Origin of the sequence: Variovorax jilinensis, assembly GCF_030316885.1 — a bacterium.
Lineage (GTDB): Bacteria > Pseudomonadota > Gammaproteobacteria > Burkholderiales > Burkholderiaceae_C > Variovorax > Variovorax jilinensis.
In genome coordinates this window covers 737,160-756,607 of record NZ_JASZYQ010000001.1, presented here as the reverse complement: position 1 = coordinate 756,607, position 19,448 = coordinate 737,160, and the positions used below count along the sequence as shown (strand labels likewise).

Below are 19,448 nucleotides of genomic sequence, written 5' to 3'. Positions count from 1 at the left end.
TCCGAGGAATCGCGATGCAAGCCTACCTGTCATTCAACGGCAACGCGGCCGAGGCGCTGGCCTTCTACGCCCAGGCGCTCGGCGGCAAGATCCTCTACAGCATGACCTTTGCCGAGAGCCCGATGGCGGACCAGACGCCGGCCGACTTCAAGCAGAAGATCATGCACGCCACGCTCGAGGCGCGCGGCCACCAGATCATGGCTTCCGACCTGCCACCCGGCATGGCCTTCGAGGGCTACAAGGGCTTCTCGCTCTCGGTGCAGTCGAAGGACGTGCCCGAGGGCCGGAAGCTCTTCGACGCGCTCGCCGCAGGTGGCAAGGTCACGATGCCGTATGCCGCCACCTTCTGGTCGGCGGGCTTCGGCATGCTCGAAGACAGGTTCGGCGTGCCGTGGATGGTCAACTGCGAGCAGGAGCCCGGCAAGGGCTGAGCCGGATCGGCCCTAGTTCAGCGTCGCGGGGTCGAGGTTGGCGCCGCAGACGATGAGGCATATCCGCTGCCCCGCGCCCGGCACATGCGCGCCCGACTGCAGCGCGGCAAGCGGCAGCGCCGCGGCCGGCTCCACCGCGAGCTTGAGCTCCTTCCACATCCATTGCTGAGAGGCGCGGATCGCGTCGTCGGTCAGCAGCAATGCCTCGGGCACATGGCGCTGCGCGATCTCCCAGGCGATGGCGCCGATGCGCCTGGCGCCGAGCGAATCGGCCGCGATGCCACTGACGTCCACATCCACCGGTTCGCCGGCCTGGCGTGCGCGCCACAGCGTCGGCGCGCGCTCGGGCTCGAGCGCCACCACGCGGCTGCGCTGGCCGAACCAGGCCGCGACGCCGCCGATCAGGCCGCCGCCGCCCACGCTCACCAGCACCGCATCGGGCAGGCCACCCGCCTGTCGCTCGATCTCGCGCCCGAGCGTGCCGGCGCCCGCGACGACCTCGGGTTGGTCGTACGCATGGGTGAGCAGCGCGCCGGTCGTGCGCTGGCGCTCGAGACAGGCCGCAAGCGCATCGGAGTACGCCGCGCCGCCGACCACCACGGTGGCGCCGAGGGCCCGCAGGCGGGCGCGCTTGGCCTCGGGCGAGACCTCGGGCAGGTAGACCTCGCAGGGCACGCCGAGCGCCTGGGCGGCGGCCGCGGTCGCGATGCCGGCATTGCCGCCGGAAGCCACGATCACGCCGCCGGCCGGAATGTCGTTGGCCAGCAGGCGGTTCATCATGCCGCGCGCCTTGAAGCTGCCGCTGGTCTGCAACTGCTCGAGCTTGAGCCAGATCTCGACACCGGGCGTCTGCACGCCCAACGCGGCGCCAGGCAGCCGCCACAGCGGCGTCTCGCGCAGGAAGCCCGGCGCGCGCGCCTCGATGCGCTGCGCCGCGGCTTCGATGTCGGCGCGCCAGTCGATGGTCGCCCGGCTCAAGAGATGTGCCCCGGCGGCGGCACGTGCTCGAGCTTGAGGCCCTTGGGCAGCGGGAACTTGAGGGTTTCCTGGATGCCGTCCATCTTGCGGATCGACACCGCGCCGAGCGCCTTGATGCGGTCGATCACCTCGCGCACGAGCACTTCGGGCGCCGAGGCGCCTGCCGTGAGGCCGATGCGCGACTTGCCCTCGAACCACTCGGGCTTCAGCTCGGAGGCCGAATCGATCATGTAGCTCTCGGTGCCCAGGCGCTGCGCGAGCTCGCGCAGCCGGTTGCTGTTGGAACTGGTGGGGCTGCCGACCACGATCACCAGGTCGACCTGCGGACTCAGCATCTTGACGGCGTCCTGCCGGTTCTGCGTTGCATAGCAGATGTCCTGCTGCTTGGGCTCGCGCACGCTGGGAAAGCGCGCCCGCACGGCGGCCGAGATCTCGGCGGCATCGTCGACCGACAGCGTGGTCTGCGTCACGACCGCGAGCTTCTCGGTCTGTGCCGGCGCGACGGTGGCGACATCGCTCACCTGTTCCACCAGGTGGATGCCGCTCGACAGCTGGCCCATCGTGCCTTCGACCTCGGGATGCCCCTTGTGGCCGATCATGATGAACTCGTAGCCCTCCTTGGCCAGCTTCGCCACCTCGACATGCACCTTGGTCACGAGCGGGCAGGTGGCGTCGAAGACGTCGAAGCCGCGCTCGCGTGCCTCGGCCTGCACCGCCTTGCTGACGCCGTGCGCGCTGAACACCAGCGTGGCGCCCGGCGGCACCTCGGCCAGGTCCTCGATGAAGATCGCGCCCTTGGCCTTGAGCTCGTTGACGACGTAGGTGTTGTGCACGATCTCGTGGCGCACGTAGATCGGCGCGCCGAACTTGGCGATGGCGCGCTCGACGATCTCGATCGCGCGGTCGACGCCGGCGCAGAAGCCGCGCGGCTCGGCCAGGATGACCTCTTCGAGCCTCTTCACAACACGCCGATCAGGCGGACCTCGAAGGTCACGGGCTGGCCTGCGAGCGGATGGTTGAAGTCGAAGCGGACCGCGGTCTCGTTCGACTCGACCACGGCGCCCGCGTAGCTGCCGGTGCCGTCGGGCGTCGGGAACTCGACGACGTCGCCGACCGCGTACTGCTCGGCCGGATCGCCGATCTGCAGCAGCAGCTTGCGCGCCACCCATTGCTGCATCTCGGGATTGCGCTCGCCGAAGGCCTCGCCGGCCGGCAGTTCGAAGGTGGCGTGCGCGCCTTCCTCGAGTCCGATCAGGCGCTGCTCGACGGCCGGCGACAGCTCGCCGGTGCCCAGCGACAGCGTGGCGGGCTTGTCGCTGAAGGTGTTGATGATGTCGCCCGCAGGGCCGGCCAGACGGTAGTGCAGCGTGAGGAAGGATCCGGCGGTGACGGCGGCGATGGAGGTCGAAGACAAGGTGGCGTCCCTTTAGACTGGGGTACGTATTTTAGGGAGTGGGGCCAGAACCCCGTGCACGCCATGTCTTTCAAGGACCTGCCGGAGAGCGCGCGCCCGCGCGAGAAGCTCATCGCGCACGGCGCCGCGGCGCTGGCCGACGTCGAGTTGCTTGCGTTGCTGCTGCGCACCGGCACCGCCGGCAAGAACGTGCTCCAGCTGGCCCACGAGCTGCTCGAGCGCTTCGGCGGCGTGGCCGGACTGCTGCACGCGCACACCGACGACCTGCGAAGCGTCAAGGGCCTGGGCGGCACCGCCAAGCGCGCCGAACTGGCGGCGGTGCTCGAGCTGTCGCGTCGTGCGCTGGCCGAACGGCTCAGGGAACGCCCGGTCTTCGATTCGCCCGCCACCGTGATGCAGTTCCTGCAGTCGCACCTGGCGGCGCGGCCGCACGAGGTCTTCGCCGCCCTCTTCCTCGATGCCCAGCACCGGCTGATCGTGCTCGAGGAGCTGTTCCGCGGCACGCTCACGCAGACCAGCGTCTATCCACGCGAGGTGGTCACGCGCGCACTGCACCACGGCGCGGCCGCCCTGGTGCTGGCCCACAACCATCCGAGCGGCACGGTCGAGCCCTCGCGCGCCGACGAGCAGCTGACGAGGGCGCTCAAGTCCGCGCTGGCATTGATAGACGTGCGGGTGCTCGACCACGTCATCGTGGCGCCTGGCCGCGCGCTGTCGATGGCCGAGCGAGGAATGGTCTGATCTGGCGCCGGCCTGATCTGATCGTGACCCACGGCAATCCGGGACAATCGACCGGACCATGCCGTCCAAGCCCCCTTCCCTCAAGAGCCTCGCCGACCTCAAGCAGGTGCAGCGCTCCCTGGCCGAGCAGCGCGAGCGCGATGCGGCGCTCGAGGCGGCGCGCGCCGCTGCCGAGAAGAAGCGGCTGGCCGAGCAGGACCTGTTCGCGCGCGCCATCGGCGCCACACGGCCCTTGCGCAAGACGGCCGCCGTGGCCCTGTCGCCCGAGCCTCCGGCGCCGATTCCCGTTCAGCACCAGCTCGACGAGCAGCGCGTGCTGCACGAGTCGCTTTCAGACGAATTCGACGTCACCACCTTGCTCGATGCCGACGACGCGATGAGCTTCCGGCGCCCGGGCATCCGCACCGACGTCACGCGCAAGCTGCGCGCGGGCGAATGGTCGATCCAGCGCCAGCTCGACCTGCACGGCATGCGCAGCGACGAGGCCCGCGAAGCGCTCGGCGCCTTCATCCGCGAAGCCTGGAAGCAGGGCGTGCGCTGCGTGCGCGTGGTGCACGGCAAGGGCCTGGGCTCGCCCGGCCGGCAGCCGGTGCTCAAGGCCAAGGTCCAGCGCTGGCTGATCCAGAAGAACGAGACCCTGGCCTTCGTGCAGGCCAAGCCGGCGGAGGGCGGAGCCGGGGCCCTGCTGGTGCTGCTGGCACCGTCGCGGCGCTAGCAGCCGGGCCGCGGCCCGCGCGTGCTACGGCGCGTACGGATTGCGCTTTTCTTCTTCGAGCCGCTGGCGGCGCCGAACCTCCTCGCATTGGGCGTGCGCCTTGAACTGGGGCTTCTCGCACTGCTGCGCCATGCAGCGCGACTCGGCGAAGAAGCCCTTGTCCGTGCAGGCGCTGCTCGGCGCGCTCGATGCAGCCTGGGGCCGGGTCGTCGGGGGCGCCTCACGGCGAATCGGCGTCGGCACGGGGTGAGGTGCCTGTGCCGCTGCCGCTGCAGGGGCCTGGCTGGGCTTCTCGACGACTGTCGTCGGCGCGACGACGGCCCGCTCCACAGGGGCGAGAGGGGCTGCCGGCGTCACCGGTGACTCGACGGTCGGCGTGAGTGTGGGCGTAGGCGCGGGCATTGCCGCGATCGAGTGCGGCGCAACCTGCGCGGCCGGGGTGGGCTCAGGCAGCGGATGCACCTGCGCCTTGCCGGCCGAATACAGGTACCAGCCGCCGGCGCCGGCCACCAGCCAGCCCGCAGCCCCGACCACCAGGGCCACGGTCAGCGCCGCGACACTGACCCACAGGCCCTTCGAGAACGGCACGGCGGCGCCGGCTTCCCCGTCGCCGCGCTGCCAGGGCATCGCAATCGGTGCGCGGGGTCGTGGAGGCGGCAGCGTCCCGATGCATTCGATGCAGAACTTGGCGATGCTGCGGTTTTCGGTGTTGCACTGGGGACAGACGATGGACATCGCTCGAGTCTCCCGCGCCCGGACCTCCAGGCCGCGTGCTAAATCACACGAACTGATACATAACTTACAAAATGGCCGCCTCGAGCGCGCAAGGCTGCGCGCACCGGAAGGTGCGTGAGGCGAGTCAAAGCCCCGTCTTGACCGCTTCCGCGCGATTGCGCATCCAGTCGGCGGTCTGGAAGAACGAGGCGCGCAGGCGCTCGCGCAGCGCCTCGGGCACGCCCGTCTCGCCCATCGCCTGGTCCATGCATGCCAGCCACTGATCGCGCTCGGCGATGCCGATCGTGTGGCCGCCGATGCTCTGCGGCAGATGGCGCGCGCGCAGCATCGGGTGGCCGAAACGGTCGGTGTAGTGCTGCGGGCCACCGAGCCAGCCGCACAGGAACCAGAACAGGCGCTGGCGGGCGTTGTCGAGCGTGCTGCCATGCACCGAACGCAGCTGCGCATAGGACGGCTCGAGATCCATGAGGTCGTAGAAGCGCTCCACCAGCGCATGGACCGCGGCTTCGCCGCCGATCCATTCGAAAGGCGTGTCGACGGGTGGCTTGTCGGAAATCTGCATGGCCGTCATTGTCCCAAGACTTGCGGCACCATCGCGGCCATGGCCGATTCATCCCCCAACCCCTCGACCGATGCCCTGCCCGTGATCGACGTCTCGGCCCTGGTCGCCGGCAGCCCCGATCGCGAACTCGCCGCCGCCCGGATCGGCGCCGCCTGCCGTGCCCACGGCTTCTTCTACGTCACCGGCCACGGCGTCGACGCGGCGCTGGTGCAGCGGCTCGAAGACCTGAGCCGTCGCTTCTTCGCCCAGGACGAAGCGACCAAGATGCGCTGGCGCATGGCACTCGGCGGCCGTGCCTGGCGCGGCTACTTCCCGCTCGCAGGCGAGCTGACCTCGGGCCGTCCGGACTGGAAGGAAGGCCTGTACCTCGGCACCGAACTGGCGGCCGACCATCCGCGTGTGCGCGCAGGCACGCCGGTGCACGGGCCCAATCTGTTTCCCGACATCGAAGGTCTGCGCGAGACCGTGCTGGCCTACATGGACGCGGTCACGCGACTGGGCCACCGGGTCATGGAAGGCATCGCGCTGAGCCTCGGCCTGCCCGCCGGCTATTTCGCCGAGCGCTACACGGCGGACCCGCTGATCCTGTTCCGGCTCTTCAACTACCCGACGCAGCCGGTGCCCGAAGGCATGGACGTGCACTGGGGGGTCGGCGAGCACACCGACTACGGCCTGCTCACCCTGCTGTACCAGGACACGGTGGGCGGGCTGCAGGTGCGCACGCCGCAGGGCTGGATCGATGCGCCGCCGGTGCCCGGCTCCTTCGTCTGCAACATCGGCGACATGCTCGACCGCATGACCGGCGGCCGCTACAAGTCGACCCCGCACCGCGTGATGCGCAACACCTCGGGCCGCGACCGGCTGTCGTTCCCGCTGTTCTTCGATCCGGACTTCGAGGCCCGGGTGCGGCCGATCGAGGGCCTGGCGGGCGCCGCGGCGCTCGACGACAGCGCCGAGCGCTGGGACCGCGCCAATGTGCACGCCTTCAACGGCCGCTACGGCGACTACCTGCTCGCCAAGGTGTCGAAGGTCTTTCCGCAGCTGCGCGACGAGGTGCTCTAGCCGCGCCGTGGTGGCCTGCGCGGCCCACCGCGAGGCCCGCTGGGCGCCCTACTGCGCGGCCTGCCGCAGCGTGGCGACCACGGGCCGTCGCAGCACTTCGCGCAGCCCCCACCAGCCCGCGGCCAGCGCCAGCACCGCCCCCGCGAGCGCTCCCACCACGAGCACCAGCGGCGAGGCGGTCCAGGCGAAGGCAAACACCCAGCGCGCCAGCGCCCAGCCGATGACCGAAGCCACCACGCTCGCGAGGAAGCCCGCAAGCAGGCCGACGCCGATCAGCTCCGCGCGCTGCACCTGGCGCAACAGGCTGGCCCGCGCGCCGACCGCGCGCATCACGGCGAACTCGCGCGCGCGCTCCTCGCGCGTGGCGGTGACGGCCGCGAACAGCACCACCAGCCCGGCCGCGAGCGTGAAGGCGAACAGGAACTCGACCGCCCGGATCACCTGGTCGAGCACGCGCTGCACCTGGCCGATGGTGGCGCTCATGTCGACGTTGGTGACGTTCGGATAGCTGCGCACCAGCGCGTTGTCGAAGCCCTTGACCTCGGGCGCGCGGAAGGCGCCCATGTAGGTGACGGGCACGTCGCCCATCGACGCGGTGGTGTACATGACGAAGAAGTTGGCATGCATCGAGGCCCAGTCCACCTTGCGCAGCGAGGTGATGCGGGCCTCGCTCGGCATGCCGCCGATGTCGAAGCGCAGCTTGTCGCCGAGCTTGAGGCCGAGGGTCTCGGTGAGGCCTTCCTCGACGCTCACCTCGCCCGGCGCATCGGGCTTCCAGGCGCCGGCCGTGATCGTGTTGTGCGGCGGTGCCTCGGCCGCATTGCTGAGGTTGAACTCGCGGTCGACCAGCCGCTTGGCGCGGTCCTCGGTGAAGTCGTCGGGCGAGATCGGCTTGTCGTTCACCGCCACCAGGCGGCCGCGGATCATCGGGTACCAGTCGAACTTGGCCACGCCGCCGTCGCGCAGGCTCTTCTGGAAGGCATCGCTCTGATCGGGCATGACGTTGATGACGAATCGGTTCGGCGCGTCGGGCGGCGTCGCCTTGCGCCAGCTCGAGACCAGGTCGGTGCGCAGCAGCACGAGCAGGATCAGCGCCAGCAGGCCGACTGCAAGAGCGCTCACCTGCACCACCGCGTAGACCGGGCGGGCCGAGATCTGCCGCGTCGCGAGCACCAGCCAGCGCGGCGCCGTGGTCTCCCGCACGCTGCGACGCAGCACCCACACCGCCAGCCAGCTCAGCGCCGCGAACACCGCCACCGCGACCGCGAAGCCGCCGACCGCGATCAGCCCGAGCTTGAGGTCGCTGCTGGCCGCCACCAGCAGCGCCGCGAAGCCCGCCACGCCGATGCCGAGCACCGCCGCCGAGGCCGGCTTCAGGTTGCCGACGTCGCGCCGGATGACGCGCAGCGGCGGCACCCGCGCGAGCTGCAGCACCGGCGGCAGTCCGAAGGCGAAAAGCAGCGTGAGGCCAACGCCGAGTCCGAAGGCCACCGGCCAGAGCGTCGGCGCCGGCAGCGAGCCATCGACCAGCCCGGCGAGCAGCAGCACGAAGGCATAGTGCACGCCGAAGCCGATCGCCACGCCGACACCGCTCGCGAACAGGCCGATCACCGCGAACTCGAAGGCATAGGCACCGGCGATGGTGCGCTGGCTCTGGCCCAGCACGCGCAGCATCGCGCAGTCGTCGAGGTGGCTGGCCGCGAAGCCGCGCGCCGCGAGCGCCACCGCCACCGCCGACAGCAGCGCCGCCAGCAGCGCCACGAGGTTCAGGAATTTCTCCGCCCGGTCGAGGGTCTGCGCCATTTCCGGTCGGCTGCCCTCGAAGGTCTCGAGCCGTACGCCGCGCAGCTCGCCCTTCTTGATCGCGGCGTCGACGCCGTCGCTGAAGCGCTTCACGGCGGCCGGCTCCCCCGCCACCGCGAAGCGATAGCTGATGCGGCTGGCCGGCTGCACGAGGCCGGTGCGCGCCACGTCGGCCTGATTCAGCATCACGCGCGGCGCGAAGCTCATGAAGCCGCCGCCGCGCTCGGGCTCGACCTTGATCACGCGCGCAATCCGCAGGGCGGCATCGCCCAGCAGCACCGTGTCGCCGACCTTGAGGCCGAGCGATTCGAGCAGCGGCGGATCGACCCAGGCCTCGCCTGCGGCCGGCACCTCGCGCGTCGGCTGGCCCGGCGCCTCCGGATCGGTCGCCACCTGCAGGTCGCCGCGCAGCGGATAGCCGGGGGCGACCGCCTTGAGGCCCACCAGCTTGCTGGCGCCGCCCTGCGCGTCGTCCGCGCGCGCCATGGTCGGAAAGCTGTAGATGCTCATGGTGTCGAGCCCCAGCGCCCTGGCCTGCGCGGCGATCGCGGGCGGGGTCGGGTTGTCGCTGGCGAGCACGGCGTCGCCGCCGATCAGCTGGCGGGCGTCGCGGTGCAGTCCGCCCTTGATCCGGTCGGCGAAGAAACCCACCGCGGTCAGCGCTGCCACCGCGAGCACCACCGCGAGGATCAGGAGACGGAGTTCGCCGGCGCGCAGGTCGCGCCAGAGCGTGCGCCAGCCGAGGCGGAGAAAAGCATTCATGGCCCGACGATAGCCGAGCCGGTGCCGGCCAGCGAAATGGAAGGATTTCGGCGCGACGGCTTCGTCCGGGGCCAATCGGGGTCGGATTGTGTGACAAAGGTCCCGAATGAAATGGAAACCATAGTTCTCGTTTTGCAGGAATCCGGCTTCGGTGCGCTCCAATGAAGGCCTTCCAACGGAGACACCCATGAGCTACTACCCCCACGATCTCGCACCGACCTCCGTCGAGGTGACCGTGTCGGAGCTGCTGATGGCGACCCCCGACATGAGCGACCCGCTGCTCGACCCTTCCGTGCATCAGGTGCTCAAGCTGCTGCGCGAGCAGCATGCGATGGAGGCCGCGTTCGCCTGCGAGTTCGTCGACGGCCGCCAGGTCTCGCATCGCCAGCAGCCCTCGGGACGGGCCCAGTTCATCGACGAGCAGGCCGAGCCGCTCGAGCTGGCCTTCTGCAAGCAGGTGCTCAACGCCAAGGTGCCTGCCGGCTGCTACCTCAGCGCACCCGTGCTGCTCGGCAATGGCGCCATCTACGGCACCTTCTATTCGTACAGCTTCAATCCCGATCCTGCCCTTGAGGCGCGCGATCTCAAGAAGATCGAGATGGCGGCCCAGCTGGCCGCCCGGCTGATCGCGAGCCGGCAGGCCGCGCCCGCACTCAGTGCGTGACCCGGCCTCGCATCGCCGCCGGATGGCCGCCCAGGCTGAAGGACTTGCCCGTGTCGACCAGCGTGTCGCCGTCGACCCGCAGGATCGAGATGTCCTGATCGATGAAGTTGCCCACGTACAGGTACCTGCCGTCGGCGCTGAACACCGCCCCTTCCGGCAGGCCGCGCACGATCACCTCGTTGCCGCGCGTGACCTTCTTGCCGTCGATCCTGAGCGCCACCACCGAGCCGCTGCGGTTGTAGAAGTAGGCGTTCTTCGCTGAATTGCTGCCGCGCAGGATCACCGCCACGGCCAGCTTGCCGGTCGGGCTCACGGCCAGGCCTTCGGGGCCGTCGCCGACCACCACCTTGTCGATCACGCGGGGCGGCTGGGCCTCGAGATCGATCACGCTGACGGTGTCGATCTGGCCGTCGGAGGCACCCGAGTTGCCGTTGTCGGCGGTCAGCGCGAGCTTGCCGTCGGGCGTGACGTCGACGTTGTAGGGCCACAGGCCGGCCGCCAGGTCGACCTTGTTGTAGACCACCTTCTCGCCGTCGACCTCGAGCAGCGCGACCTTGTGGTTCGGGAACTTGGTCGCCAGCGCGCGCCGGCCGTCGGGCGTGAAGCGCACGTGCGAGACCGATTCGCCCATCGCCACGGTGTCGATCAGCGTCACCTTCTGGCCTGCGATGCGCAGCACGCTGATCGAGTTGTCGGCCCGGTTGGCAACCAGCGCAAGGGTGCCCGCGCGGTTGATCGACAGGCCCGACGGCTGCTTGCCGACCAGCACGGTATCGATCAGCTTCGGCGGCGTGGCCGCGAGGTCGATCACGAACAGGCGGTTGTCGGGCACCTGCCTGCGCACGCCGTTCTCCTCCACCACGTTGAGCGAATTGGCGACCAGCGCCAGCCGCTCGTCGGCCGTGATCGCGAGGTTGGTCGGCGGCCCGGCGATCGTGTTGTCGAGCGCCAGGGTTCCGACCGAGCGCGGTGCCAGCGGATCGCTGCCGATGTCGAGGATCTGCACGCTGTCGCGGCCGTGCGGCGCGAGCTGCACCGCCCCGGCATCGTTCCAGGACTGCTTCTCGTCGTTGGCGACGAGCATGAGCTGGCGCTGCCCCCCGCCCCCCGGCGTGCTGCTGCAGCCGTAGAGCGCCGCGCAGGCGGCCAGGGCAAGGAGCGCGAGCGGGCGCGCCGAAGGAATGCGAAGGGTCATGGTGTCTCCGTGTTGTTGTCGTGCGGTGCTCCGCCGGCCCGAATGTAGGGCCGGGCGCCGCGCGCGTAAATGCCGCGGAGCGGTCGGCGTCAGGCCGGCGGGCGCCCGCGGGACTTGAAGCGGGTCTCGAGGAAGTCGAGCAGCACGCGCAGCGCCGCGCTGTTCAGGCGGCGCTGCAGGTAGGCCACCGACAGCCACATGTCGCTGCGCGTGAAGTCCTGCAGCACCGGCACCAGTTCGCCCTGGTCGATGTGCGGCTGCACCAGCATGTCGGCCATGTAGATGACGCCGAAGCCCTGCATCGCGACCTGGATCAGCGGCGCGCTCTCGGTCGCATCCATGCGGCTCTTCACCGCGACGTCGAAGGGCTTGCCGTCGACCTCGAAGCGCCAGTGCGGGTGCTGGCCCTGGCGCGACTGGGTCAGCGCGTCATGGGTCGACAGCTCGCCCGGATGCGTCGGCTTGCCGTGCTTCTTCCAGTAGATCGGCGAGGCGCAGACCAGCAGGTTGCGCCTTGCCAGCTTGCGCACGATCAGGTTCTCGTCCTCGATCGGACCGAAGTGCAGCGCGAGGTCGATGCCGTCCTCGGCCATGTCGATCGTGCGGTTCGTGAGTTCGAGGCTGATGCTGACATCCGGGTAGAAGCCCATGAACTGGCCCAGCGCCTTCGGCAGGTCACCCTGGCCGGCGCCCGCCGGTGCCGAGATGCGCAGCCGGCCCGCGGGCTTGCTCGCACGCTCCTGCACCTCGGCCTGCGTGAGCTCGAACAGCTCCATCATCGGCTTGCTGCGCTCCAGCAGCAGCGCGCCGGCATCGGTCAGGCTCACGGCGCGCGTGGAGCGGTTGAGCAGCCGCACGCCCAGGCGCGTCTCGAGCTCGGCGATGTACTTGCTGACCGTGGCCTTCGAGACATCGAGCCGCGTGGCGGCCCGCGAGAAGCTGCCGTGGGAGGCCACCTCGCGGAAGGTCTTGATCAGGTCGAGGCTGTCCATGTCCGGATCAGGTGTCCTTGGAAACCGTGATGGTCGGGAACTTGGCCGAGAAATCCTTTGCCTTCTCGGCGATGCCGACCGCCACGCGCCGCGCCACCGCCTTGTAGAGGGCGGCCAGCTCGCCGTCGGGTTCGGCCGCCACGGTCGGCTTGCCGCTGTCGGCCTGCAGCCGGATGTGGATGTCCAGAGGCAGCGCGCCGAGGTATTCGGTCTTGTACTGCTCGGCCATCCTGCGGCCGCCGTCGGCGCCGAAGATGTGCTCGACGTGACCGCAGTTCGAGCACACGTGCACCGCCATGTTCTCGACGATGCCGAGGATCGGCACGCCCACCTTCTCGAACATCGTGATGCCCTTGCGCGCGTCGAGCAGCGCGATGTCCTGCGGCGTCGTGACGATCACGGCGCCGGTCATGGGCACGCGCTGCGACAGCGTGAGCTGGATGTCGCCGGTGCCGGGCGGCATGTCGACCACGAGGTAGTCGAGGTCCTTCCAGTTGGTCTGGCGCAGCAGCTGGTCGAGCGCCTGCGTCGCCATCGGGCCGCGCCAGATCATGGCCTGGTCGGGGTCGACCAGGAACCCGATCGACATCACCTGCACGCCATGGTTGCGCATCGGCTCCATGGTCTTGCCGTCCTCGCTCGCGGGCTTGCCCTCGATGCCGAGCATGGTGGGCAGGCTGGGACCGTAGATATCGGCATCGAGCAGGCCGACGCTGGCGCCCTCGGCGGCCAGCGCGAGCGCGAGGTTGGCGGCCGTGGTGCTCTTGCCGACGCCGCCCTTGCCCGAGGCCACCGCGATGATGTTCCTGACGTTGGGCATCAGCTGCACGCCGCGCTGAACCGCATGGCTGACGACCTTGGTCGTGATCTGGACCGAGACGTTGCCGACCCCCGCGACCGCCTTCGCAGCCGCCACCAGCGCGCTGCGCATGGCCGGCATCTGGCTCTTCGCCGGGTAGCCGAGCTCGACGTCGAACGAGACATCGCCTTGATGGATCTGGATGTTCCTGAGCGCCTTCGTGGCGACGAAACTCTGGCCGGTGTTGGGATCGAGAACGGCCTCGAGCGCCTGCACGAGCGCTTCCTGCGTGACGGACATGGGTGACTCCTGAATGGCAGGTAGTCTAGGGCCTGTTCATCCTACTTCCGGGGTCGCGTTGTCGAGCAAAGGGGCTGGATGCAAGGCGCCCGCGCGCAGCAAGGCTTTGGCCTTGCAAGCGCGGGCAACGCCGCGGACGGCCCCTTTGCTCGGCAACCCGAAGGGAAGGTATGCCAGGGCGGGCCACTCCGCGTTGCACCGCTTGCATGTGCCAACGCACATGCGGCGTCGCGCGCCTTGATTGGCCCGCCCTGGCATACCTTCGCGACCCCGGAAGTAGGGTGAACAGGCCCTGGTTCGACGCCGCGAAGGTGCCGCGCGCACGCCCGATGGCCCCACGCCGCCACCCGGGCCGGGTACGCTCGAACGCATGCCGCTCGCCCGCCAAGCCCACGCTGCCCAGGCCGCACCCGTCACCGGCCTGGTGCTGACCGGTGGCGGCGCGCGCGCCGCTTATCAGGTCGGCGTGCTCGAGGCGATCGCCCGGCTGCGCCGCCAGAGCCGCCGGCCGGGCCGGGCCGATGCCTCGGCCCCGTTTCCGATCATCACGGGCACCTCGGCCGGCGCCATCAATGCCGCTGCGCTGGCCTGCGGCGCCGACGACTTCGACCGCGCCGTGCTGCGCATGGCCCGGGTCTGGCGCCGCTTCCACGCCGACCAGGTCTATCGCGCCGATTCGCTGGCGATGCTCGACGCCGCGGCGCGCTGGCGCCTGCTGCTCGGCGTCGGCCAGCTGATCACGCGCTGGCTGCGCATCCGGCCGCGTTCGCTGCTCGACAACGCGCCGCTGGCCGAGCTGCTCGCGCACCTGGTGCCGCTCGAGCGGCTGCCCTCGCTGATGGCAACGGGCCACTTGCGGGCGCTTGCGGTCACGGCCTCGAGCTACAGCTCGGGCGAGCACGTCACCTTCTACGACAGCGCGGCGCCGATCGCGCCATGGGTGCGCTCGCAACGCAGCGCGGTGCCGGACCGCATCACGCATGCCCACCTGATGGCCTCGTCGGCGATCCCGTTCATCTTCCCGGCGGCCGCGCTGCCCATCCAGGGACGCGCCGAGTACTTCGGCGACGGCTCGATGCGACAGACGGCACCGATGGCGGCGGCCATCCACCTGGGTGCCGAGCGCATCCTGGCGATCGGCGCCGGCCGCATGCACGAGCCGCGCAGCGAGGTGCCGCCCAACGCGCTCACGGGCTACCCCTCGGTAGCGCAGATCGCGGGGCATGCGCTGTCGAGCATCTTCCTCGACGCACTCGCGGTGGATGTCGAGCGCCTGCGCCGCATCAACCACACGCTGAGCCTGATCCCGCCCGAGGCGCGGCATGCCAGCACACTGAGGCCGCTAGACCTGCTCGTGATCTCGCCCTCGCAGCGCATCGACGCGATCGCGGCGCGACATGTCGATGCCCTGCCCGGCGCGGTGCGGCGGCTGTTCGGCGGACTCGCCGCCGACCCGTCCGCGACCGTCAAGGGCGCGGCCTTCGCAAGCTACCTGCTGTTCGAATCGCGCTTCACGCGCGAGCTGATGGCGCTGGGACGCGCCGACACGCTGCGCCAGCGTGCCGAGGTCGAGCGCTTCTTCGGCTGGGATGCGGCGGGAGACTGAGCCTCATTCCGCGGGTGCCGCGCCGATGCGCTTGACCATGCGCACCGCGTCCTCGACATCCTCGTAGTAGCCGCGCGCGAGACCGGTCTCGGTGAAGCCGTGACGCAGGTAGAAGGACTTGGCCGACGCGTTGCCGGCGCGCGCCTCGAGCTTGATCGCGCTCAGGCCGGCAACCTCGGCCGTGGTCTCGAGCCAGGCCAGCAGCGCCGAGCCGAGGCCCGCGCGGCGCTGCGCCGCCTGCACGGCGAACAGCGAGATGTGGGCCTCCGTATCGCCGTACTGCATGATCGCGAATCCGGCCAGCGCACCTGCCTGGCGCACCACGACGACATTGCACGCCGCATCCTGCATGCAGCGCAGCACGCGGCGCTCGGTCCAGCGCCACGACAGCCCCTGCTCGATGGCATCGCGCGACAACACCGCGATGGCCGCAGCATCGGCCGGCTGTGCAAGAGTGATTTCGTGCTCGGTGATCACGGCGAAGTCGGGTTGGCGCAGCGACTATAGTCCCGCCGCCTAAAATGCATCTCCCTGCGCCGGCGCGGCCGCCAGGGCAGCTCCGTCACCGTTTCGTCTCTCTCCCGAAAGCGCCCCTCGCGATGTCCCAGCGCAAACTCTTCGTCACCACCGCCCTGCCGTATGCCAACGGCAAGTTCCACGTCGGCCACATCATGGAATACATCCAGGCCGACATCTGGGTGCGGTTCCAGCGCATGCAGGGCCACATGGTTCACTTCGTGGGCGCCGACGATGCGCATGGCGCGCCGATCATGATCGCGGCCGAGAAGGCCGGCAAGACGCCGCAGCAGTTCGTCGGCGAGATCGCGGCCGGCCGCCGCGAGTACCTCGACGGCTTCCACATCCGCTTCGACAACTGGCATTCGACCGACAGCCCCGAGAACACCGAGCTGGCCCAGGGCATCTACCGCAGGCTCAAGGCCGGCGGCATGATCGCCACGCGCACCATCGAGCAGTTCTACGATCCGGTGAAGGGCATGTTCCTGCCCGACCGCTACATCAAGGGCGAATGCCCCGTCTGCCACGCCAAGGACCAGTACGGCGATGCCTGCGAGGTCTGCAGCAGCGTCTACGCGCCGACCGAGCTCATCAATCCCTATTCGACGCTGACCGGGGCGACGCCCGAACTGCGCAGCTCCGAGCACTTCTTCTTCAAGCTGTCCGACCCGCAGGTGGTCGACTTCCTCAAGGCCTGGACGCAGGACGGCAAGCTGCAGCCCGAGATGGCACGCAAGGCCGGCGAATGGTTCGAGGCCGGCATGGCCGACTGGGACATCTCGCGCGAGGCGCCCTACTTCGGCATCGAGATTCCCGATGCGCCGGGCAAGTACTTCTACGTCTGGCTCGATGCGCCCGTGGGCTACCTCGCGAGCCTCAAGAACCACTTTGACAAGGGCCAGGCGGCCGACCATTGGCATGCGCCCTCGCGCACCCCGCAGAGCTTCGACGAGTTCGTCGCCGATCCCGCGGTCGAGCAGGTGCATTTCATCGGCAAGGACATCGTCTACTTCCACACGCTGTTCTGGCCCGCGATGCTGCAGTTCAGCGGCCGCAAGACGCCGAGCCAGGTCAACGTGCACGGCTTCATCACGGTCTCGGGCGAGAAGATGAGCAAGAGCCGCGGCACCGGCATCGACCCGCTCAAGTACCTGGCGATCGGCATGAACCCCGAATGGCTGCGCTACTACATCGCGGCCAAGCTCAACGCCAAGGTCGAGGACGTCGACTTCACGGCCGAGGATTTCATGGCGCGCGTCAACGCCGACCTGATCGGCAAGTACATCAACATCGCGAGCCGCGCGGCGGGCTTCATCGCCAAGCGCTTCGGCGGCCGGCTCGGCGCGCCCACGGCCGATGGTGCGGCGCTGCTGGCCACACTGCAGGCGGCGTCGGCCTCCATGCAGGCGCTCTACGACAGCCGCGACTACGCACGCGCCCAGCGCGAGATCATGGCGCTGGCCGACAAGGTCAACGAATACGTCGACCAGAACAAGCCCTGGGAACTGGCCAAGAAGGAGGGCATGGAAGCCCGCCTGCACGATGTCTGCACCACCTGCATCGAAGCCTTCCGCCTGCTCACGATCTACCTGAAGCCGGTGCTGCCGGTGCTGGCGCAGCAGGTCGAGGCCTTCCTCGCGACCGAGCCGCTGCTGTTCGCCGATGCCGGACGCCTGCTCGGCGCCGGCCACGTGATCCAGGCCTACAGCCACCTGATGCAGCGGGTCGACGACAAGCAGCTCGACCAGCTGTTCGAGCCGGCCGTGGCCGAAGCCGCCGCACCCGAAGCAGCCGCCGTGCTGCCGGGCGGCGAAGCCATCGCGCCCACGATCACCATCGACGACTTCGCGAAGATCGACCTGCGGATCGCGAAGATCGTCGACTGCCAGAAGGTCGAAGGCTCGACCAAGCTGCTGCAGCTCACGCTCGACGCCGGCGAAGGCCGCACGCGCAACGTCTTCTCGGGCATCGCCTCGGCCTACCGGCCCGATCAGCTGGTGGGCAAGCTCACGGTGCTGGTCGCTAACCTGGCACCGCGCAAGATGAAGTTCGGCATCTCCGAAGGCATGGTGCTGGCCGCCAGCCATGCCGACGAGAAGGCCGAGCCGGGCATCCACGTGCTCGAGCCCTGGGCCGGCGCGACCCCCGGCATGCGCGTGCGCTGAACGCACCACGCCCGAACGAAGGACCGGACATGAACCGCTTCGCCTGCCTGGCCGCGCTGGCGGCACTCGTCTCGCTCGGCGGCTGCGCGGTCGTCAGTGTCGCGAGCACCGCGGTCAGCGTCGGCGCCGGCGCGGTCGGCCTGGCCGCCGATGCCGCGATCGGCACCGTGCGCATCACCGGCAAGGCGGTCGGCGCAGCGGCCGATGCGGTGCTGCCCGGCGACGCGGACTGAGCCGCGAGGGGGCGCGTACACAATAGCCCCATGTCCTCGCCGCTCAAGCTCGCAGCCTTCCGTCCGCGACTGATCGAGGCGCTGGCGGGCTACGACCGGACGCGCTTCTTCAAGGACGTGGGCGCCGGCGTCACGGTCGGCATCGTGGCGCTGCCGCTGGCGATGGCCTTCGCCATCGCTTCGGGCCTCAAGCCCGAGGCCGGCATCTGGACCGCGATCATCGCGGGCTTCCTGATCTCCGCGCTCGGCGGCTCGGCGGTGCAGATCGGCGGCCCGGCCGGGGCCTACATCGTGATCGTCTACGGCATCGTCGAGCGCTACGGCGTCGCGAACCTCCTGATCGCGACTGCCTGCGCCGGCGTGCTGCTGTTCCTCATGGGGCTGTTCCGCCTCGGCACGCTGGTGCGCTTCGTGCCGCTGTCGATCGTCGTCGGCTTCACCAACGGCATCGCGGCGCTGATCCTGATCTCGCAGTTGAAGGACTGGCTCGGCCTGTCGATCCCCAAGATGCCGGCCGACATGTTCTCGCAGCTGCACGCGCTGGCCAGCCACCTCGACAGCTTCAATCCGAATGCCTTCGCGCTCGGCCTGGCCTGCGTGCTCGGACTCGTCGCCTGGCCCCAGCTGCTGCTGGCGACCACCCGGCTCGGCCGCGGCGTGCACCGCCTGTTCGGACGCGCTGCCCGCTCGCGCGCAGCGCAGGCCGGCTCCCGCCTGCCGGGGCCGATGGTGGCGCTGGTCACGCTGACGCTGGTGTCCTGGGGCTTCGCGCTGCCGGTGGAAACCATCGGCACGCGCTTCGGCGGCATTCCGGAGGGCCTGCCGACCTTCGCGCTGCCGGCGTTCTCGTGGGAGACGGTCAAGCAGCTGGTGACGCCCACGCTCACGATCGCGCTGCTCGGCGCCATCGAATCGCTGCTGTGTGCACGCGTGGCCGACCAGGTCGGCGGCCTGCCGCGTCACGACCCGAACCAGGAGCTGATGGCGCAGGGCATCGCCAACGCGGTCACGCCATTCTTCGGCGGCATGCCGGCCACGGGCACCATCGCGCGCACCGTGACCAACGTGCGTGCCGGCGCCAGCTCACCGATCGCGGGCATGGTGCATGCGCTCACCCTGCTCGCGGTGGTGCTGCTGGCCGCGCCGCTGGCCCGGCACGTGCCGCTCGCGGTGCTCGCGGGCGTGCTGATCTTCGTGGCCTGGAACATGGGCGAATGGCGCGAGTTCTCGCCGGGCATGCTGCGGCGCTTCAGCCGCCACTACCGACTGCTGATGCTCGGCACCTTCTTCCTCACGGTGGTGTTCGATCTCACGGTGGCAGTACAGGTCGGCATCGTGCTGGCCTGCGCGCTGTTCGTGCGGCGCATGAGCACGCTGTTCAGCATCGAACTGGTCGCAGTGCAGCCACCGGTGCTGACCTACCGGCTCTATGGCGCGCTGTTCTTCGGCGCCGCCGCCAAGCTCGATCCGGTCGTGACCGCGGTCGAGCGTGCGCCTCGCGGCATGACCGTGGTGCTCGATGCGATGCAGCTGATCTCGGTCGACGCCACCGGCCTCGATGCGCTGCGCCAGCTGCACAAGGCGGTGCGTGAGCGCGGCGGTGTGCTACGGGTCGAATCGCTGCAGGCGCAGCCGCAGGAAGTGTTCGAGCGATCGGGCTTCGCGGCGGAGCTCGAAGGCAGCGCCGCCGAGGCCGCGCCGGGCACCGCGCACTGAGCGGTCGGCGCTGCGCGGCCAGGGCCCGCTCGCTCGCTAAACTGCCGCATCGATTCGCC

19 protein-coding genes are annotated in these 19,448 nt (G+C 69.9%); 9 read left to right on the top strand and 10 right to left on the bottom strand.

What is annotated here, in order from left to right:
• The first annotated feature begins 14 nt into the window (after nt 1–14).
• Entirely contained in the window at nt 15–431 is a 417-nt protein-coding gene (locus QTH87_RS03695; RefSeq protein WP_286606980.1) for a VOC family protein, read from the top strand.
• 12 nt (nt 432–443) lie between these two features.
• Here the strand turns inward: QTH87_RS03695 and QTH87_RS03690 are convergent, their stop codons facing one another.
• The 3 genes from QTH87_RS03690 to QTH87_RS03680 are packed head-to-tail and all read right to left on the bottom strand — an operon-like array spanning nt 444 to nt 2,823.
• Nucleotides 444–1,409: a threonine/serine dehydratase gene (locus QTH87_RS03690; RefSeq protein WP_286606976.1), complete on the bottom strand. Its 966-nt coding sequence runs from the start codon at nt 1,407–1,409 to the stop codon at nt 444–446.
• On the bottom strand, nt 1,406–2,371 hold the full coding sequence (gene ispH / locus QTH87_RS03685; protein ID WP_286606975.1) for a 4-hydroxy-3-methylbut-2-enyl diphosphate reductase: 966 nt from the start codon (nt 2,369–2,371) through the stop codon (nt 1,406–1,408). The genes QTH87_RS03690 and ispH overlap by 4 nt, the downstream gene beginning before the upstream one ends.
• On the bottom strand, nt 2,368–2,823 hold the full coding sequence (locus QTH87_RS03680) for an FKBP-type peptidyl-prolyl cis-trans isomerase (protein ID WP_286606973.1): 456 nt from the start codon (nt 2,821–2,823) through the stop codon (nt 2,368–2,370). The genes ispH and QTH87_RS03680 overlap by 4 nt, the downstream gene beginning before the upstream one ends.
• Nucleotides 2,824–2,886: 63 nt before the next feature.
• Between QTH87_RS03680 and radC the strand changes: the two genes are divergently transcribed.
• Entirely contained in the window at nt 2,887–3,564 is a 678-nt protein-coding gene (gene radC, locus QTH87_RS03675; RefSeq protein WP_286606971.1) for a RadC family protein, read from the top strand.
• Between the two features lie 58 nt (nt 3,565–3,622).
• Nucleotides 3,623–4,279, top strand: a complete 657-nt coding sequence (locus QTH87_RS03670) for a Smr/MutS family protein (RefSeq protein WP_286606970.1) — start codon at nt 3,623–3,625, stop codon at nt 4,277–4,279.
• A 24-nt stretch (nt 4,280–4,303) separates the two neighbouring features.
• On the opposite strand, the gene QTH87_RS03665 is transcribed toward QTH87_RS03670, so the two are convergent.
• Nucleotides 4,304–5,014 carry a hypothetical protein gene (locus tag QTH87_RS03665; RefSeq protein ID WP_286606969.1) on the bottom strand — a complete coding sequence of 237 codons (711 nt, stop codon included), beginning with the start codon at nt 5,012–5,014 and terminating at the stop codon, nt 4,304–4,306.
• A 124-nt stretch (nt 5,015–5,138) separates the two neighbouring features.
• The gene (locus tag QTH87_RS03660) at nt 5,139–5,576 is read right to left on the bottom strand and encodes a group II truncated hemoglobin (protein WP_286606967.1); all 438 of its coding nucleotides are present in this window, start codon (nt 5,574–5,576) and stop codon (nt 5,139–5,141) included.
• A gap of 39 nt (nt 5,577–5,615) precedes the next feature.
• Here QTH87_RS03660 and QTH87_RS03655 point away from each other — a divergent pair, with 39 nt between their 5' ends.
• Complete coding sequence (locus QTH87_RS03655; RefSeq protein WP_286606965.1) at nt 5,616–6,638, top strand: isopenicillin N synthase family dioxygenase; 1,023 nt, start codon at nt 5,616–5,618, stop codon at nt 6,636–6,638.
• 48 nt (nt 6,639–6,686) lie between these two features.
• Here the strand turns inward: QTH87_RS03655 and QTH87_RS03650 are convergent, their stop codons facing one another.
• A complete protein-coding gene (locus tag QTH87_RS03650) occupies nt 6,687–9,203 on the bottom strand; it encodes an ABC transporter permease (RefSeq protein ID WP_286606964.1) in 2,517 nt (838 codons plus the stop codon).
• A 187-nt stretch (nt 9,204–9,390) separates the two neighbouring features.
• Here QTH87_RS03650 and QTH87_RS03645 point away from each other — a divergent pair, with 187 nt between their 5' ends.
• Complete coding sequence (locus tag QTH87_RS03645; RefSeq protein ID WP_286606962.1) at nt 9,391–9,867, top strand: hypothetical protein; 477 nt, start codon at nt 9,391–9,393, stop codon at nt 9,865–9,867.
• Here the strand turns inward: QTH87_RS03645 and QTH87_RS03640 are convergent.
• The 3 genes from QTH87_RS03640 to apbC all read right to left on the bottom strand — a co-directional run bounded on the left by QTH87_RS03640 (nt 9,857) and on the right by apbC (nt 13,153).
• Nucleotides 9,857–11,062, bottom strand: coding sequence for a YncE family protein (locus QTH87_RS03640; protein ID WP_286606960.1), 1,206 nt, complete (start codon nt 11,060–11,062; stop codon nt 9,857–9,859). The two genes, QTH87_RS03645 and QTH87_RS03640, sit on opposite strands and share 11 nt — an antisense overlap.
• Before the next feature lie 89 nt (nt 11,063–11,151).
• Nucleotides 11,152–12,054 carry a LysR family transcriptional regulator gene (locus tag QTH87_RS03635; RefSeq protein ID WP_286606959.1) on the bottom strand — a complete coding sequence of 301 codons (903 nt, stop codon included), beginning with the start codon at nt 12,052–12,054 and terminating at the stop codon, nt 11,152–11,154.
• 7 nt (nt 12,055–12,061) lie between these two features.
• Nucleotides 12,062–13,153 (bottom strand): iron-sulfur cluster carrier protein ApbC, encoded by a 1,092-nt coding sequence (gene apbC / locus QTH87_RS03630; protein ID WP_286606956.1) that lies wholly within the window; start codon nt 13,151–13,153, stop codon nt 12,062–12,064.
• Nucleotides 13,154–13,523: 370 nt separating this feature from the next.
• Between apbC and QTH87_RS03625 the strand changes: the two genes are divergently transcribed.
• Nucleotides 13,524–14,759, top strand: a complete 1,236-nt coding sequence (locus tag QTH87_RS03625; RefSeq protein WP_286606954.1) for a patatin-like phospholipase family protein — start codon at nt 13,524–13,526, stop codon at nt 14,757–14,759.
• A 3-nt stretch (nt 14,760–14,762) separates the two neighbouring features.
• Here the strand turns inward: QTH87_RS03625 and QTH87_RS03620 are convergent, their stop codons facing one another.
• On the bottom strand, nt 14,763–15,236 hold the full coding sequence (locus QTH87_RS03620; protein WP_286606952.1) for a GNAT family N-acetyltransferase: 474 nt from the start codon (nt 15,234–15,236) through the stop codon (nt 14,763–14,765).
• 122 nt (nt 15,237–15,358) lie between these two features.
• Here QTH87_RS03620 and metG point away from each other — a divergent pair, with 122 nt between their 5' ends.
• The 3 genes from metG to QTH87_RS03605 are packed head-to-tail and all read left to right on the top strand — an operon-like array spanning nt 15,359 to nt 19,389.
• Nucleotides 15,359–17,440 (top strand): methionine--tRNA ligase, encoded by a 2,082-nt coding sequence (gene metG / locus QTH87_RS03615; protein ID WP_286606950.1) that lies wholly within the window; start codon nt 15,359–15,361, stop codon nt 17,438–17,440.
• A 29-nt stretch (nt 17,441–17,469) separates the two neighbouring features.
• Nucleotides 17,470–17,673, top strand: coding sequence for a hypothetical protein (locus QTH87_RS03610; protein WP_286606948.1), 204 nt, complete (start codon nt 17,470–17,472; stop codon nt 17,671–17,673).
• A 30-nt stretch (nt 17,674–17,703) separates the two neighbouring features.
• Complete coding sequence (locus QTH87_RS03605; protein WP_286606945.1) at nt 17,704–19,389, top strand: SulP family inorganic anion transporter; 1,686 nt, start codon at nt 17,704–17,706, stop codon at nt 19,387–19,389.
• The last annotated feature ends 59 nt before the right edge of the window (nt 19,390–19,448 follow it).

What these genes read in the sequence shown, in the direction of transcription:
- QTH87_RS03695 (WP_286606980.1), top strand. Translation starts at nt 15, where the DNA reads ATGCAAGCCTACCTGTCATTCAACGGCAACGCGGCCGAGGCGCTGGCC.
- radC (WP_286606971.1), top strand. Translation starts at nt 2,887, where the DNA reads ATGTCTTTCAAGGACCTGCCGGAGAGCGCGCGCCCGCGCGAGAAGCTC.
- QTH87_RS03670 (WP_286606970.1), top strand. Translation starts at nt 3,623, where the DNA reads ATGCCGTCCAAGCCCCCTTCCCTCAAGAGCCTCGCCGACCTCAAGCAG.
- QTH87_RS03665 (WP_286606969.1), bottom strand. Translation starts at nt 5,014, where the DNA reads ATGTCCATCGTCTGTCCCCAGTGCAACACCGAAAACCGCAGCATCGCC.
- QTH87_RS03660 (WP_286606967.1), bottom strand. Translation starts at nt 5,576, where the DNA reads ATGCAGATTTCCGACAAGCCACCCGTCGACACGCCTTTCGAATGGATC.
- QTH87_RS03655 (WP_286606965.1), top strand. Translation starts at nt 5,616, where the DNA reads ATGGCCGATTCATCCCCCAACCCCTCGACCGATGCCCTGCCCGTGATC.
- QTH87_RS03650 (WP_286606964.1), bottom strand. Translation starts at nt 9,203, where the DNA reads ATGAATGCTTTTCTCCGCCTCGGCTGGCGCACGCTCTGGCGCGACCTG.
- QTH87_RS03645 (WP_286606962.1), top strand. Translation starts at nt 9,391, where the DNA reads ATGAGCTACTACCCCCACGATCTCGCACCGACCTCCGTCGAGGTGACC.
- QTH87_RS03640 (WP_286606960.1), bottom strand. Translation starts at nt 11,062, where the DNA reads ATGACCCTTCGCATTCCTTCGGCGCGCCCGCTCGCGCTCCTTGCCCTG.
- QTH87_RS03635 (WP_286606959.1), bottom strand. Translation starts at nt 12,054, where the DNA reads ATGGACAGCCTCGACCTGATCAAGACCTTCCGCGAGGTGGCCTCCCAC.
- apbC (WP_286606956.1), bottom strand. Translation starts at nt 13,153, where the DNA reads ATGTCCGTCACGCAGGAAGCGCTCGTGCAGGCGCTCGAGGCCGTTCTC.
- QTH87_RS03625 (WP_286606954.1), top strand. Translation starts at nt 13,524, where the DNA reads ATGCCGCTCGCCCGCCAAGCCCACGCTGCCCAGGCCGCACCCGTCACC.
- metG (WP_286606950.1), top strand. Translation starts at nt 15,359, where the DNA reads ATGTCCCAGCGCAAACTCTTCGTCACCACCGCCCTGCCGTATGCCAAC.
- QTH87_RS03610 (WP_286606948.1), top strand. Translation starts at nt 17,470, where the DNA reads ATGAACCGCTTCGCCTGCCTGGCCGCGCTGGCGGCACTCGTCTCGCTC.
- QTH87_RS03605 (WP_286606945.1), top strand. Translation starts at nt 17,704, where the DNA reads ATGTCCTCGCCGCTCAAGCTCGCAGCCTTCCGTCCGCGACTGATCGAG.